Below are 13,877 nucleotides of genomic sequence, written 5' to 3'. Positions count from 1 at the left end.
TTGTCTATATTTCACGGCTTGGGCAAAAGAGCCTGTACCCAGCCGGACTGACCAGAAATTACCCCTTGATGCTTCCCATCATGACCCCCTTGACAAAATACTTCTGTACAAAGGGATAGAGCGCCATAATGGGCAGCGTTGAAATCACCATGACCGCGTACTTTATGGTGGCGGCCAGCCGCTGCATCTCCGCTATATCCGCCGCGTCCACGTCGCTTTGGATAGTCTGCCCCGCCAGCAGCACTTCTCTCAGAATAAGCTGGAGAGGATAGAGCTTCTGGTTCGACAGATAGATAAGGGCATTGAAGAAGGAGTTCCAGCTGCCCACAGCAATATAGAGCAGTATGACCGCCACTATCTCCTTTGACAGCGGGAGCACCACCGAGACGAAAAAGCGTCCATTGCCGCAGCCGTCCAGCTGGGCGGCCTCCCACAGGTCGTCGGGTATCTTTGAGATGAAGAAGGTGCGGGCCACTATCAGGTTGAACACCGAAAACATCCCCATGATTATCATGACGTACCGAGTGTCCGTAAGCTTCAGGTTCTTTACCACCAGATAGGTCGGCACAAGGCCACCCTGGAAATACATGGTGAACACCACCAGCTTCATGATGACATTCCTGCCCACCAGATCCTTCCTGGACAGGGCATACCCGGCGCATATGGTCACCGCCGTGCCCAGTAAGGTTTGGAAGAAGGTGTAGAATATGGTGTTCCCATAGCCCCTCCATATGCGCGTGTCCGCGAAAACGTATCTATAGGAGGCAAAGCTCACGTCCACAGGCAGAAGCAGCGACTTCCCGGTTATAATAGCGTTTGGAGAGCTGATGGAGGAGAGCACCACGTAGTACAGCGGATACAGCGTGATAATGGCCGCCAGCACCACCAGACAGTTCACCACTATGTCGAATACCCGGTCGCCCCTGGACTGGGCCAGGGCGTTCCCTCTCTTTTCCCGCTTCTTCACATTTTCCACAAGGCCGCCCTCCCTTACCATAAGCTGCTGCCGGACAGTGCCTTTGAGGCCTTGTTGACGCTGATCAGCAGAATGAAGTTGATGATATTGTTAAACAGGCTCACCGCCGTCGACAGGCTGTACTGGGCCCCTTGTATGCCCACCTTGTATACATAGGTGGAGATGATCTCCGAGCGGGCCAGATTCAGGTCGTTCTGCAAAAGCAGGGACTTCTCAAAGCCGATGCTCATCAGGTTGCCCACGGCCATTATAATAAGAATCACCATTGTGGGCAGTATGGACGGTATGTCTATGTACCAGACGCGCTTTAGCTTGCTGGCTCCGTCCACTATGGCCGCCTCGTGCAGGTCCTCGCTGACGCTGGACAGGGCGGCGATATATATTACCGCGTTATAGCCTGTGCGCTGCCATACGCCGGACATGACGTACATGGTCTGGTACAGGCCGGGTATTCCCAAAAATGAGATAGGCTCCAGCCCAAACTGCTTGAGCAGTATGTTGAACAGCCCCGTGGAGCTGCTGAAGGTATTGAGCATACCGCACATCACCACCACGGATATCAGGTGCGGAGCGAAGGTGGAGCTCTGGGTCAGCTTCTTTAACCATGGCACGGTGGTATAGTTCAGCAGCAGCGCCAGTATCACCGGCATTGGTATTGTGGCCACCAGCTGGTAGAAGCTCAGGGTCAGGGTGTTATACAGCAGATCCTTGAACTGGTAGGAATTGAAGAAGGATTCAAAATGCTTGAACCCCACCCATGGACTTCCCCAGATGCCCAACGCGCCCCTGAAGTCTTTGAAGGCTATCTGTATTCCGTAAAGCGGCGCGTAGTTGAATATGATGAGGTACACCGCCATGGGCAGCAGGAACAGGTATAAGAGCCAGTTCTTTCGGATATTGGACCAGAGCCTGCCCCAGTTCCTTTTCTCCCTTGGTCGCGCCGCCTTTTTCCGGCCGGCAGTGCTTTTTTTAGCGGCTGTCATATGACCACCCCTCCTTATAAGCTGATAGATTTTTCACCGGCCCCCCTCGGGGGTATGAGTGCATTTTACACAATAACTCTCTAAATGTCCACGAGCATTTATTGAATCTCTCCCTTCCCCCCCTTCAATTTTCGTATAATCTTCTTGTTTTTTGAATATTTCTGTGGATTTTTGTCCCCCTCCTTCAATAGATGCAAATTGCTTTCCACCCCTTGGGATGGTTATAATATAAATGCCAACGGCAAGGACACTTTTTTATTACGTCTGTTTCAGAAGGGAGATGCCGCTTGCGTGAAAAAGCCCCGTGAGAAACGTCCTGTCTTCTTTAGTATACTGCTCTCCTATCTCTGCACCATGGCCCTGCCCATAGCTCTGTTGAGCCTGCTGTTCTTCTGGTTCCTCTATCAGACCTATGATAAGGAGCTTATCCAAAGCGAGGAGGACTCCCTGCACTGGAGCCAGACGCTTATGGACAACGTGGTGCGGGAGATGCAGAGCAACGCCATTATCCTGCTTAACTCCAACGAGTTCCAGCCCGAGCACCTGAGGGCGGCATACGGTAATTTCTACGACGTGACCCGCCGCCTTGCCAACATAACCTATACCAATACCTTTGTGGATGGCTACTATTATCTTAACAGCGAGGTCAAGATACTGTTCAGCCGGGAGACCATGTTTGACTATGAGCGCTTTTGCAAATTTGGCCTGCGCCACGAGGGCATGACCCCGGACAACCTGGAGGATATGCTGCTGCAAAACCGGGCCAGCTACTGGCTTGCGGCAGAGCCCGACAGCGAGGAGGGTTTTGTCACCTATATAGCCACCAATAAAACCAGCTGGAATCCTCCCAGCGCGGCCATACTGTTCCAAATAAAGGAGTCCACCCTCAAGGAGATACTCAGCCGGGACAGTCGCCGCCAGCAGCGCCAGATAATGATGCTCTATGACGGCGGGCTCCTATACAGCAGTTCCCCAGAGCTTTCAGACGGGCTGCTCGCCTCCGTAGGAGAGGACATATCCCATGGCAGCGGCAAGCTCAAGGTCTCGGTAAACGGCGAGGACCATCTGGTCTTTTACACCAGCTCCGGCGCCGCCGCCAATCTGCAGTATGTATCCATAGTGTCCTTTAACAGCCTTATGCAGACGCTATCCTTCTACCAGTGGGCCTTTGTGGCCGTACTCCTCGCGGCTTCACTGGTATGCAGCTTCGCCGTGCTGCGGTTCATGAATATTATTTATACGCCTATGCAGCAATTCAGCGATATGATAAACGAGATGTTTGGGGCCGCCCCCATAAATTCAGACAGCGAACAGCTCTCCGTGGCCCGCAAGGCGCTGACCGAGCTTCAGGAGGGGCGGCAGAAGAATCTTCGCCGGGACCTGCTTATGGAGCTCTTAAGCGGCTGCTTCAGCACCCAGGAGGAATTTCAGCAGAAGGCCCAGGAGCTGGACCTGGAGCTTTACGGGGAGCGCTTCAACGTCATACTGCTCCAGCTGAAGTACGGAGACCTGCATACGGCCCCGCTGTATCTCTGTGAAAACATCGGCGCTTTCTGGAGCGAGAGCCTGCCGCCGGGCCTTAGCGTGCAGTTCCTGCCCCTGCCCGACACGGCCTCGGTGGCCCTGCTGGTGGCCGGCGCAGAGGAGGACCTGGAGTCCCTCTATCTCAGGCTGGACGGCCTGCGTCTTGCCATGGAAAGCACCTGGGACATGAAGATCGTGGTGGGCGTGGGCATAGAGACCGCCTGCCCTCAGGTGCCAATGGCCTATTTCCAGGCGGCAAAGGCCTGCGACTACAGGCTGTTCCAAAAAAGCGGGGGCCTGGTTTTCTTTCGGGACATCACAGGCGACAGCAGATGGAAGGGGTTATATCCCAGCCGGGAAATAGACACCCTCTACAACGCCATACTGAAAGTGGACCAGGGCCCGGTCCACCTCTCCCTTCAATCCCTGTTCTCGGAGATACTGAGCAACGACAGCCTGCTCTACTGCAGCTATATCCTGCGGGACGTCATTACTACCTCCATGAGGGCCCTGAGAGAACTGAACTGCGGCACAGATAGCCTGGAACGGCTTTCTTCGGATTTCAGTCAGGCCCTAAACAGCGAGGAGTCTCTAAGGCAGTATATCTCCGATCTTGGCCACGCCATCACCGACAGTTTCTGCAAAAAGGCCGAGGGCGGCACAGAGACAGGCAGCAAAAGCAGCTCTTTACAAAGTCTGCTTGACTACATCGGAAACCATTTCTGTGAGGAGAACTTCTCCGTCAAGACCGCCGCCGACAACTTCAATATGTCCGTCTCTAACCTAAGCCACTTTTTCAAGAATAATACCGGGCAGAACCTGTCTGAGTATATTGCCTCCCTGCGCTTTGAGCGGGCAAAGCAGCTCCTTCGAGACACAGACTGCCTGTTGCAGGATATCAGCACCCAGTGCGGCTATCTGCACCTGTCCACCTTCATGCGCCAGTTCAAGCAGCGGGAGGGCTGCACGCCGGCCATCTATAGGGCGCGCTTTAGGCAGAAAAGCTGAATAAGTTATGAAGCATAATTTACACAAGGAACCCCCTGGTAAAACCAGGGGGTTCCTTTACTGAAGCCTGAAATATTTAAGTATCTACATTACCTCCCCATCACTCTTGACCGGCTGTACAACCTCAACTCCAGTTTCCCGGGCCAGCGCATACCCATTTTGAAGGTATGCGTCCAACAGCTCCGGCGAGTGGGCGTCGGAGTTGACTACTGCCTTCACCGCTAAGCGCGTCCCTGTCCATTTTATCGCCGCCCCAGGGCCTCGGCCGCGTAATCGGCCGGCGTGCCGGTGGCGTGGCCGCAAAGGTACGTGTGAGTGTGCAGGTTTACCATAAGTATTCCTCCATTTCTCCTGCTCAGCCCTTGATGGAGCCTATCATTACCCCGGACACAAAATGTTTCTGTATAAAAGGGTACAGCACCATCATGGGTATTATAGACATCATTATGACGCAGTATTTTATCAGCACCTGTATCACGTTCACCTCATTGGGATCCCCAGTCTCGCTGCTGGCGCTGTTCTGGAGCACTATCTCCCGAAGAATTATCTGTAAGGGGTAAAGGCTGCGGTCGGTGACATATATGGCCGTGTGGAACCATGAGTTCCAGATCTGTATGGCATAGAACAAAGTCACAACAGCCAATATAGATTTTGACACCGGCAGCACCACGCTCCAGAGGAGGCGGAAATGCCCCGCTCCGTCTATCCTTGCGGCCTCCAGCATCCCCTCGGGTATGGCGGCAAAGGAGGTACGCGTCACCATTATGTTGAACACGGACACGGCGGTGGGCAGTATTATGGCAAGCCTTGTGTCCAGCATACCCAGGTTGCGCACCACCATGTATGTGGGGATTATCCCGCCGTTGAACATCATGGTGAAGGTTATAAACAACGCTATGGGCCTTGACCACATGAGCTTTCTTGACAGCCCGTACCCCGCCAGCACTGTCAGGGTCAGGCCGAAGGCCGTGCCGGTTATCAGGTATATTATGGAGTTGCCGTAGCCGCGTATCAGGTCCTTATTCTTAAAGCACTGCTCATAGCCCTTCAGTGTGGGCGTGCCCAGCGGATGGAACACCAGCCCCCGGTGGGCGGAGAGCTTCAGCGGGTCGCTTATTGAGCAGCATATGCAGTGCCATATGGGTATCACGCAGGCAAGTCCGACGGCCAGCAGGATAAGCGCATTGAAAACGGCGAATACCTTTTCGCCTTGGGTCCTCTTTACCATACTTTTCTCCTCCTTTCCGTCCTAGAACAGGCTGGTTTCCGTGTATTTACGGCTCAGGGTGTTGGCACTTACAAGTATCAGCGTGTTTATCGCCGAGTTGAACAGGTCCACTGCCGCCGCATAGGAGTAGTTGTTCTCCAGCAGGCCCTTGCGGTACACAAAGGTAGATATCACGTCGCCGGTGGTATACACTGCCGGGCTGTACAGCAGGATTATCTTCTGGTAGTTCACCGTCATCAGCTGGCCCATGCGCATGATGAGCATTATCATGATAGTGGAGATTATACCGGGCAGCGTGATATGTAGCGTCTGTTTCCAGCGCCCTGCTCCGTCTATCCTGGCGGCCTCGTACAGCTCCGTGTCTATGCTGCCGAGAGCCGAGATGTAGATGATAGATCCGTATCCCAGGTTCTGCCAGAGGTTAGAGCCCACCACTATGGAGCGGAAGGCCCCGGCGTTGGATATGAGCTCAGAGGGTCCTCCCAATGCCTGGGAGATAAGGGATATGGCCCCGCCGGACTCCGTGAAGGTCTTCACCAGCCCGCAGACCACCACCATGGAGATAAAATACGGCAGATATGAGATGGTCTGTATGGTGCGCTTGAACAGGCGGTTATGTACCTTGTTTAAAAGCAGGGCGAAGATTATGGACGCCGGGAAGGACACGCACAGGTCATAGACGCTCAGCGCCAGTGTGTTCCCCAGCAGGCGGGTGAAATAATAGCTGCCGAAGAAGTCTGTAAAATTCTTAAAGCCCACCCACTGGCTGCCCAGGAGTCCCTTGCCGATGTTCAAAATGTCAGCGCTGGTTATAGCGGTCCACGCCAGCCTGCTTGAGCTCGGTGGCCCTTTCTATGCCCATGGACTTTAGCTGCTTGCGGAACGCGTCGAAGTCCTGGGTGTCCTGGCCCATGATAGTGTTCACGGTGTACTCTGCCACATAGATGGTGATGTCGCTCATGACGGAGGAATACTCATCCTGTTCGGCCTCGCTCATGGTGACGGCCACCGGCACGGCCCAGTCGTCCTTGCCAGATTGCCATGTCTGCTGTGCATTCAGCTAAATATCCGACCAAGCACCCATAACGCGGCTATAATCCTCATAGGGAGCGTTCAGGGTAGTGTACTTGGTGCGGGCCTGGTTCTGGGTAAGCCCCTCCGGATTGTCTGTAATGAGCGTGCCCCACTTATATGTGCCGTCGGCTTCTATAGTGTAACTCTCGCCCTCGCGGGTGCCGTAGTTAGCTACTAGGCTGGCCTCCTCGCCGAACTGATAGTCCCTCCACTTCACACACAGCTCAGGGTGCTTAGTTTGGGCTGAAAGGGCAATGCTCATAGTGTTCATCAGGAGATCCTTGTTTCGCAGATGGGTCACCTCCCCTTCCTTCTGCACAGGAATAGGAGCACCCACCAAGTTGAACTCGGGATTGGTTGCACCGCGGCTTGGGTAATACTTATCGCCGCAATAGGTAGCCGGAACTATGACCGCACCTATTTTATCGTTAAGAATTAGGTCATCCTCCAACACACCGTTTCTGGTGGAGAAGCTCTGGTCGATAAGGCCCTCGGAATACCACTGCTTCATCATATCCAGGTAATCTTTATAACCGTCCTCCATGGGGCCGTATTTAACAGTTCCGTCCTCAACAATAAATTCTCTGCCGATACCGAAGCCAGCCAAAAATTCGCTGTCTCCTGTGGTGCCATCATTTGAGCTGCTGGAATAGAACAGAGGTATCTCAATATTTAGCTGCTCCTTAAAGGCCTTAAGCACGTCATGCCAGTCGTCGAATGTGACGGGCACATCCATTTTCACCTTGTCCAGGAAATCCTGACGGATAGTTGGCCCCTGGTTCGCAAGCCTTCCGTCTTTATATAAATAGTTAAAAGCCCAACGATTGCCATCGTCAGTGATAGTGTCCTTTTGAAGCCTTGGGTTAGCGTTTATTAGCGCCATATAGTTTGGCGCGTATTCATCGCAGAGCTCGTTAAGCCGCAAATACACATTATCTGCTATGGCCACATCCGGTCCGGAGGCATATTCACGCCCGGACTGGTTCATTATCAGGTCAGGCATTTCATCGCTGGCAAAAATCAGGTTAAAGGATTCCTGCTCTGTACCCTCAACTGGCATTATCCACTCGATGTGCACTCCGGTCTTTTCCTCCAGCCACTGATAGTAATCCGAATCGTTATAATCACTCAGGCCGTTGGCTGCGGGAAGGTAGAACCACATTTTCAGCGTCACCGGCTCCTCCGTCAGCGGCAGGCCTGTGCCGGTCTCTGCGGGCTCGGAGCTGCTCTCCTCCTGCGCGGAGCTGTCCTCCTTGCTCTCCTCGGGCTGCAAGCTGCTGCTTTCGCCGCTTGTAGAGCTGTTGTCCTTGCCGCCGCAGGCCGCTAGGCACGTGACGAGCAGGGCCGCCGTCAGCAGGAGCGCCAGACAGCGTTTCAGGGTTTTGTTCATTTTTTAGAACCTCCGTTTCTTTGTTTTGGTTTTCGTGCTTGACAAGGCGATTATATTTGATATTTTCCGTAAATGGCCTTATAATGAGACCAAACTTTTTTCAGGCTCGAAAGGAGGTCTCAGCAATGCAAGACTCTGGCCCTTTTACCGTCTCCCGTCCGGGGACCTCTGTGAGGACCTCCCTGTTTGTCTCGTATCTGCTCACCCTCCTGCTGCCCCTCCTGCTGAGCTTTCTTGTGTTTGCCGGCAGTTATCAGGTCACCTCAAGGCAGGCCCGGCACACTGTTAGCGTAGTGGGCCGGCATCTGGCCTCGGTGGTGGACACCTACCTGGACGAGGCCCGCAGCGAGAGCTTCGCGCTGATACTCAACGACTATTCCCAGAAGCTAATAAACTACACGTCCCCCTCCCCCACTACCCGGCAGATAGTGTATCTCTCCGAGCTTCAGAAGGAGATGCGTTTTAAGGTTGCCGCCTCCAACTATATTGGGACAATGTACGCGGTATTTCCCAAGTCCGACGTGATACTCAGCAGCTCCGGGGTATACTACGACCATAATTTTACCTACCGATGCCAGGAGGACCTGGGTATGACCATTGAAGAATGGGACGACTTTTTGGACTTTGACGGCCACAGACATGAGCGACTTTCTGTCCTCTCTCACCCCTCTGTTCCTCAGCGCCGGAATATACCTTTTCTCCGCGTTTATAGGCGGCATAGCGCTCAGCTCCTACCTTTCAAACTGCCACAGCAGCCCAATGCGCGAGCTTTCCCGCCGGATGCTTGCCGCAGTTGAGCAAGCCCCGCTGGAAAAAAATGAGTACCGCCAAGTACAGCACGCCCTGACGGAGCTTCTGCACCAGCGCTCCACCATGGTAGAAGAGAATGAGCTCGCGCGCAAGGGGCTTAGGGAGCATGTGCTGCGCAGCATACTCTCCGGCAGGGTCAGTAAGGACAGCTTAATATACCGCCACGCCTATAACAGCGGTATAAACCTTGAAAGCGGGCGCTTTCTGGTGGTGCTCTATGATGTGGAGGAATTCGGCAAGGTCTTTTCCGGGGTGGGAGCCGACGGTGACGGAGATGATTTTACATAGGGCATAGCTGCAAAATGCTGCCTCTATAATGAGATATCCGCCGGTCTCGGTTCCCGTTCCCCGGCTATCACAGGTATACTTGAGCGGGAGCGGCAACTGTGCAATTGTGTTCGCGCAGGTGAATATCAGTCGTCACGTCAGCTGCTGCGAGGGATAGCGCAAGATCTGGCCCAGGGCTCCTGCTCGGCGGCGGAAGTCCGCCTGCGAATGCTGGGGCTGGTCAGCGCGGTAGAGCCTACGTTAGAGGAGGTGGGAACCGCTCTGGGTCTTGAGGGCCTGCCCAGCCCAGAGTGCCGGCTGCAAACAAAGGAGGTAACCTCCATAACCTTACAGATCGACGCTGTTCTGGAGACTCTGGCCGAGGCTTCGGCACAGCAGCGCATAAACAGCCCCTCCCGTCTGCGTGAACAGTTCCTCCAGTATGCCGAGAGCCACCTCACCGACCCTAACCTAAATGTGACTATGGCCGCTGAGAGCTTTGACATGAGCCCCTCATACTTTTCCCGCCTTTTCAAAAAAAGCGTGGGCGCAGGATTTCTGGACTATGTCCACCAAAACCGTGTACGCCTTGCCGAAGAAAAAATGCAGGCCAACCCCGCCTTGCCATTAAAGGACATCGCCGAGCAGGTGGGTTATACCACCCCGCTGGTCCTAAACCGCGCGTTCCGAAAGTATGAAGGCGTTCCGCCAAGTGTGTTTAGGAAACAGATGTAGAGCTTTCCCATAAAATATTCCCCGGAAAATCAGGGGGGCAGGGATTTCTCCCTGCCCTTCTTTTTCACGCTACTTTATGCGTCATGTTTTAAGAAGCTTCCCAGCTGTCAAAGCCGAATTCGTCATAGCTTGTCTTATACTCGGTCATGGCCGTTTTTATCTCCTCCATCTCCAGGAGCTGCTGCTGATAGGCCCGGAAGTCCTCAATAGTTTTGGCGCCTGTGATCACGTCGGCACGGAAAGATTCGAACTCCACTTGGTTCACAGCCCAGAAATCGGCCCAGGTCTGGGAATTAATGATGTTGAAGATCAGGAACGGCGCGCCGTCGATCTCTTTTGCCAGCTCGTCTACCTTGCCCACTTTTTTCTGCATTTCCAGGTTATACTCGGCTGGAGCCAGAGGGCTGTTCACCTTGGTGTAGGTAGCGGAGGCCAGCGTAAAGGGTATATAGAAAGAATTGTTGACTACTTTTTTGCCCTCCTCGGTCAGGGACGGGAACCCGTCCACAATCTCGAAGTGGGTGCCCTCAATACCATAATAGAAGTAGTTGTAATTGTCGGGATCACTGGTATAATCCATGAACTCCAGAATGCGCCGGGCCTTTTCATCGCCGACAGAACTGTTGATGGACAGGCCGCCGGAGTAACCCATATCATAGAACACGCTGGTGCCGCCGGGTCCCTCCAGGCCGAAGATGGGCTCAAAACTGCCCTCGGGGTTCACCTTTTTGATTTCCTCGTTAATGCGGTAGCTATGCCAGGCGTTCTTGGAGTAGATTCCGCCCTTGCCGGAAACCATCAGGTCCTCGGTCTGGTCGCCGTTGAGCAGGGCGAATTCTTTGGAGAGCAGGCCCTTGCCGTACAACTCGGCCATGTACTCCACCGACTTGGCGTAGCTCTCCGTCAGCCTGAACGGAACAATGCCGGAGCCGTCCTCGGTGTATACGGGAAGGATATTGCCCGGTCCAAAGGCGGACTGCACCAGCTCAATGGGGCTGTCCACATTAGAGGGAACCGGCACCATGCCGTCCTCTTGGGCAATGGCCTCAAAATAGGCGGTCAGTTCCTCGATGGTGGAGGGCAAAGGCAGATCGTACTTGTCCAGCAGGTCCTGCCGCAGGAAGTAGCAGTTGTTGTACTGTCCCCTGGAGTTGGGTATCAGGTAGTTTCTGCCTTTATACTTGGAGTTGGTCCAGGCGGCGGGGTTTAGTGCGGAGAGGTTGGGCAGGCCGTCGCTGCCCAGGGAGTCGGTAAAGTCATAGAACATACCGGCCTCCAGGGCCTTTACCACCCAGGGGGTGGAGAGGTTTTCCACACGTATGATATCCGGCAGATCGTTGGTGGAGACCAGCAGGCTTAGCCGGTCGTTGTAAGAGGTGACGGGCACCCACTCGGGGGTGTAGATCACCTTGCACCGCTCCTGCATATCCTGCCAGTATTCGCTGTTCACGTCCACAGGGGTTTCGAACATGGTGAGCACGGCGGTGATCTCCAGGGGCTCCTGGTCATCGCCACTGGTTTTTTCCTCCACAGCGGAGGAGGACGGTTCAGAGCTCTCCTCGCTTGAGGACGGCGTGTTGGCAGAAGAACTGCCGCCGGAGGAGTTGTCCTTCTGCGAGCAGGCGCCAAGGCCGGCGACGAGAGCCAGGGCCAGGAGCAGTGCCGCAATGCGCTGTAGTTTGCTGCGTTTCATAGTTGGGTTGACCTCCTTCAAATTTTTACTGCGTATATATCAGGCGGGCTCAGCCTTTCACAGAGCCCACCATAACCCCCTTGACAAAGTATCTCTGCACAAAGGGATAGACGCACATGATGGGGAACATGGCCAGCACCACTGTGGCCATTCGGATGCTCTCGGAGGGGAGTACGCGGTCGCTGTCCACCGCGTTCATGCCCATGGTGTCCGAGTCCACCAGCAGGGACTTTAAATAGACCTGCAGAGTGTGGAGCTTGTAATCGTTGAGATAGAGCAGAGGTTTAGTATATTGGTTCCAGTTTCCCACCGCGATAAACAGGGTAAGCGTGGCAAGGGAGGCGGTGGAAAGGGGCAGGATTATGTGAAAGAACGTGCCGAAATAGGAGCAGCCGTCAATCTTCGCAGCCTCCTCCAGCTCGCCGGGAATGCCCTGGATAAAGTTCCTGGCAATCACCACGTTCCAAGAGGAAATCAGGCCGGAGAGGATCAGGGACCAGTGGTTGTTCAGCAGACCCAGGCTGCGGATGTTCATATATTCGGGAATCATGCCGGGATTAAAGAGCAGCCCGAACAGAACTATTGCCACGAACACCCGGTGAAAGGGTATCTCCTTTTTCGAGAGACCATAGGCAAAGGTAAAGGTGGTGAAAATACTCAGCGTTGTGCCGATCACAGTGACGTACACCGTGTTGCCCAGGGTACGCAAAAAGGTGTCGGTGTTCAAAATGGACCAGTACACGTCAAAGGAGAATTTTTCCGGAATAATCTGGAACTCCAGCGGGACGTATACGGCGGGGTCCGTAAAGGACACAATAAATACATAGAGAAAGGGCAGAAAGCAGAGCAGCACAATTACAATGAGGAGGGCGTGAACCACCACGTCGAATAGGGTGATCTTCCGGTTCAGCCGGCTTTTCTGCGGCTTTATGGCGTTTGCGTTTGTCATAATATTTCTCCTCCTTTCCGTCAATAGATGCCTTCGCCGCCGGCCTTCTTTACCAGCCGGTTGCTGCCGATGACCATACACAGGCCCACCACGCTTTTGCACAGGCCTACCGCCGTGCCAATGCTGTAGTTGCCCTGCTGCATACCCACCTTAAAGGAGTAGATATCGAAGACCTCAGAGACGCTGGTGACAAAGCGGTTGTCCATCATCAGCACCTGCTCAAAGGAGACATCTAATAGGTTGCCCAGCCGCATGATAAACATAACGATAATGGTAGGCATGAGACATGGCAGAGTAATGCGCAGCAGCTTCTGCATACGGGTAGCGCCGTCCACCGTGGCAGCCTCATAAAGGCTGGTGTCAATTTGCGAGATGGCAGCCAAGTATATAATGGATCCCCAGCCGCATTCCCGCCATATGTTCTGGAACAGCAGCACGAACCAAAAGGTGCTGGGGTTGGAAAGGAAACGCTGGGCCTCGCCGCCGCTGGCTACAAGGAACTTGTTGACCACGCCCACGTCTATGCTGAACAGAAAAAATGTAATGCCCGTAATTACCGGCCAGGAAAGGAAATGGGGCATATAGACAAGGGACTGGGAGAGCCGCTTAAATTTCTCGCTACGCACCTCGTTGAGCAGCAGCGCCAGCATAATAGGCGCGGGAAACGCCAGGAACAGGTTTAGCAAGCTGATGCCCAGAGTATTGCGCAGCATACGGAAAAAGCGGTCGGTGGTAAAAAGATTGATGAAATGCTTCAGGCCCACAAAAGGGCTGTTGGCTAAGCCGCCAATAATGTTGAAATCCACAAAGGCCAGAGAAAGTCCCCAAAGCGGCAGGAGACGGAAGATGAGATAGGCCAGCAGGCCCACGCCCATTAATACGTAGATCTGCCAGTACTGCTTCATTCTGGCGCCAAGGGATTTCTTTCTCTGCGGCCGGACGCTGGTTTTGTCCGTGTTTGTCATAAGATGCAGCCCTCCTTGTTTTCGGTGTTTGTTGAGAAGATCATAACCCATCGGACGGGGTATGTCAATGCTCAATAGTTTGGATTGTGGGCGTTCTTTTGTTTTTGGATAATATAGCCTGTTATATAGGTGCGCATTTATTATGATACATATGCAATACTTGTGATTTTGCTAAAAATATAATTATTTCTATGGACATATTTAGCCACTTAGTATATAATTAGTTTGCAACCAACAGAGCCGACTGGAAAAATTACGGCTGCCTTGCAGCGCAA

At 53.6% G+C, this 13,877-nt stretch carries 14 protein-coding genes; 4 read left to right on the top strand and 10 right to left on the bottom strand.

Annotated features, from left to right (window positions below; translation table 11 throughout):
* Positions 1 to 58: 58 nt before the first annotated feature.
* On the bottom strand, positions 59 to 997 hold the full coding sequence (locus ADH66_RS08170) for a carbohydrate ABC transporter permease (RefSeq protein ID WP_084384154.1): 939 nt from the start codon (positions 995 to 997) through the stop codon (positions 59 to 61).
* Positions 991 to 1,959, bottom strand: a complete 969-nt coding sequence (locus tag ADH66_RS08165; protein WP_066533631.1) for an ABC transporter permease — start codon at positions 1,957 to 1,959, stop codon at positions 991 to 993. The genes ADH66_RS08170 and ADH66_RS08165 overlap by 7 nt, the downstream gene beginning before the upstream one ends.
* A gap of 291 nt (positions 1,960 to 2,250) precedes the next feature.
* Between ADH66_RS08165 and ADH66_RS08160 the strand changes: the two genes are divergently transcribed.
* Positions 2,251 to 4,491, top strand: coding sequence for a helix-turn-helix domain-containing protein (locus tag ADH66_RS08160; protein WP_066533633.1), 2,241 nt, complete (start codon positions 2,251 to 2,253; stop codon positions 4,489 to 4,491).
* 84 nt (positions 4,492 to 4,575) lie between these two features.
* On the opposite strand, the gene ADH66_RS21325 is transcribed toward ADH66_RS08160, so the two are convergent.
* From ADH66_RS21325 to ADH66_RS08140, 5 genes are all read right to left on the bottom strand, one after another.
* Complete coding sequence (locus ADH66_RS21325; protein ID WP_255202632.1) at positions 4,576 to 4,710, bottom strand: hypothetical protein; 135 nt, start codon at positions 4,708 to 4,710, stop codon at positions 4,576 to 4,578.
* Between the two features lie 136 nt (positions 4,711 to 4,846).
* The gene (locus ADH66_RS08155) at positions 4,847 to 5,719 is read right to left on the bottom strand and encodes a carbohydrate ABC transporter permease (RefSeq protein WP_066533635.1); all 873 of its coding nucleotides are present in this window, start codon (positions 5,717 to 5,719) and stop codon (positions 4,847 to 4,849) included.
* A gap of 21 nt (positions 5,720 to 5,740) precedes the next feature.
* Positions 5,741 to 6,514 carry an ABC transporter permease gene (locus tag ADH66_RS08150; RefSeq protein WP_066533637.1) on the bottom strand — a complete coding sequence of 258 codons (774 nt, stop codon included), beginning with the start codon at positions 6,512 to 6,514 and terminating at the stop codon, positions 5,741 to 5,743.
* A 4-nt stretch (positions 6,515 to 6,518) separates the two neighbouring features.
* Positions 6,519 to 6,734 carry a hypothetical protein gene (locus ADH66_RS08145; protein WP_066533638.1) on the bottom strand — a complete coding sequence of 72 codons (216 nt, stop codon included), beginning with the start codon at positions 6,732 to 6,734 and terminating at the stop codon, positions 6,519 to 6,521.
* Between the two features lie 45 nt (positions 6,735 to 6,779).
* Positions 6,780 to 8,183 carry a type 2 periplasmic-binding domain-containing protein gene (locus ADH66_RS08140; RefSeq protein ID WP_066533640.1) on the bottom strand — a complete coding sequence of 468 codons (1,404 nt, stop codon included), beginning with the start codon at positions 8,181 to 8,183 and terminating at the stop codon, positions 6,780 to 6,782.
* A 125-nt stretch (positions 8,184 to 8,308) separates the two neighbouring features.
* Here ADH66_RS08140 and ADH66_RS08135 point away from each other — a divergent pair, with 125 nt between their 5' ends.
* The 3 genes from ADH66_RS08135 (at position 8,309) to ADH66_RS08125 (ending at position 9,995) form a co-directional block, all read left to right on the top strand.
* Positions 8,309 to 8,980, top strand: coding sequence for a hypothetical protein (locus ADH66_RS08135; protein ID WP_066533642.1), 672 nt, complete (start codon positions 8,309 to 8,311; stop codon positions 8,978 to 8,980).
* Positions 8,964 to 9,281, top strand: a complete 318-nt coding sequence (locus ADH66_RS08130; protein WP_066533644.1) for a hypothetical protein — start codon at positions 8,964 to 8,966, stop codon at positions 9,279 to 9,281. The genes ADH66_RS08135 and ADH66_RS08130 overlap by 17 nt, the downstream gene beginning before the upstream one ends.
* A 207-nt stretch (positions 9,282 to 9,488) precedes the next feature.
* Complete coding sequence (locus ADH66_RS08125; RefSeq protein WP_066533646.1) at positions 9,489 to 9,995, top strand: helix-turn-helix domain-containing protein; 507 nt, start codon at positions 9,489 to 9,491, stop codon at positions 9,993 to 9,995.
* Positions 9,996 to 10,083: 88 nt separating this feature from the next.
* Here the strand turns inward: ADH66_RS08125 and ADH66_RS08120 are convergent, their stop codons facing one another.
* The 3 genes from ADH66_RS08120 to ADH66_RS08110 are packed head-to-tail and all read right to left on the bottom strand — an operon-like array spanning position 10,084 to position 13,602.
* Positions 10,084 to 11,688, bottom strand: coding sequence for an extracellular solute-binding protein (locus ADH66_RS08120; RefSeq protein ID WP_066533649.1), 1,605 nt, complete (start codon positions 11,686 to 11,688; stop codon positions 10,084 to 10,086).
* Positions 11,689 to 11,737: 49 nt separating this feature from the next.
* A complete protein-coding gene (locus ADH66_RS08115) occupies positions 11,738 to 12,637 on the bottom strand; it encodes a carbohydrate ABC transporter permease (RefSeq protein WP_066533650.1) in 900 nt (299 codons plus the stop codon).
* A gap of 20 nt (positions 12,638 to 12,657) precedes the next feature.
* Positions 12,658 to 13,602, bottom strand: a complete 945-nt coding sequence (locus tag ADH66_RS08110; RefSeq protein ID WP_066533652.1) for an ABC transporter permease — start codon at positions 13,600 to 13,602, stop codon at positions 12,658 to 12,660.
* Positions 13,603 to 13,877 lie beyond the last annotated feature (275 nt).

Source organism: Acutalibacter muris (assembly GCF_002201475.1).
Classification (GTDB): Bacteria; Bacillota; Clostridia; order Oscillospirales; family Acutalibacteraceae; genus Acutalibacter; species Acutalibacter muris.
The sequence above is the reverse complement of the archived record's forward strand: the minus strand, read 5'-3'. Positions and strand labels throughout refer to the sequence as shown.

Coding starts and splice junctions, on each gene's coding strand:
- ADH66_RS08170 (WP_084384154.1), bottom strand. CDS start 997: ATGGTAAGGGAGGGCGGCCTTGTGGAAAATGTGAAGAAGCGGGAAAAG.
- ADH66_RS08165 (WP_066533631.1), bottom strand. CDS start 1,959: ATGACAGCCGCTAAAAAAAGCACTGCCGGCCGGAAAAAGGCGGCGCGA.
- ADH66_RS08155 (WP_066533635.1), bottom strand. CDS start 5,719: ATGGTAAAGAGGACCCAAGGCGAAAAGGTATTCGCCGTTTTCAATGCG.
- ADH66_RS08140 (WP_066533640.1), bottom strand. CDS start 8,183: ATGAACAAAACCCTGAAACGCTGTCTGGCGCTCCTGCTGACGGCGGCC.
- ADH66_RS08135 (WP_066533642.1), top strand. CDS start 8,309: ATGCAAGACTCTGGCCCTTTTACCGTCTCCCGTCCGGGGACCTCTGTG.
- ADH66_RS08130 (WP_066533644.1), top strand. CDS start 8,964: ATGCTTGCCGCAGTTGAGCAAGCCCCGCTGGAAAAAAATGAGTACCGC.
- ADH66_RS08125 (WP_066533646.1), top strand. CDS start 9,489: ATGCTGGGGCTGGTCAGCGCGGTAGAGCCTACGTTAGAGGAGGTGGGA.
- ADH66_RS08120 (WP_066533649.1), bottom strand. CDS start 11,688: ATGAAACGCAGCAAACTACAGCGCATTGCGGCACTGCTCCTGGCCCTG.
- ADH66_RS08115 (WP_066533650.1), bottom strand. CDS start 12,637: ATGACAAACGCAAACGCCATAAAGCCGCAGAAAAGCCGGCTGAACCGG.
- ADH66_RS08110 (WP_066533652.1), bottom strand. CDS start 13,602: ATGACAAACACGGACAAAACCAGCGTCCGGCCGCAGAGAAAGAAATCC.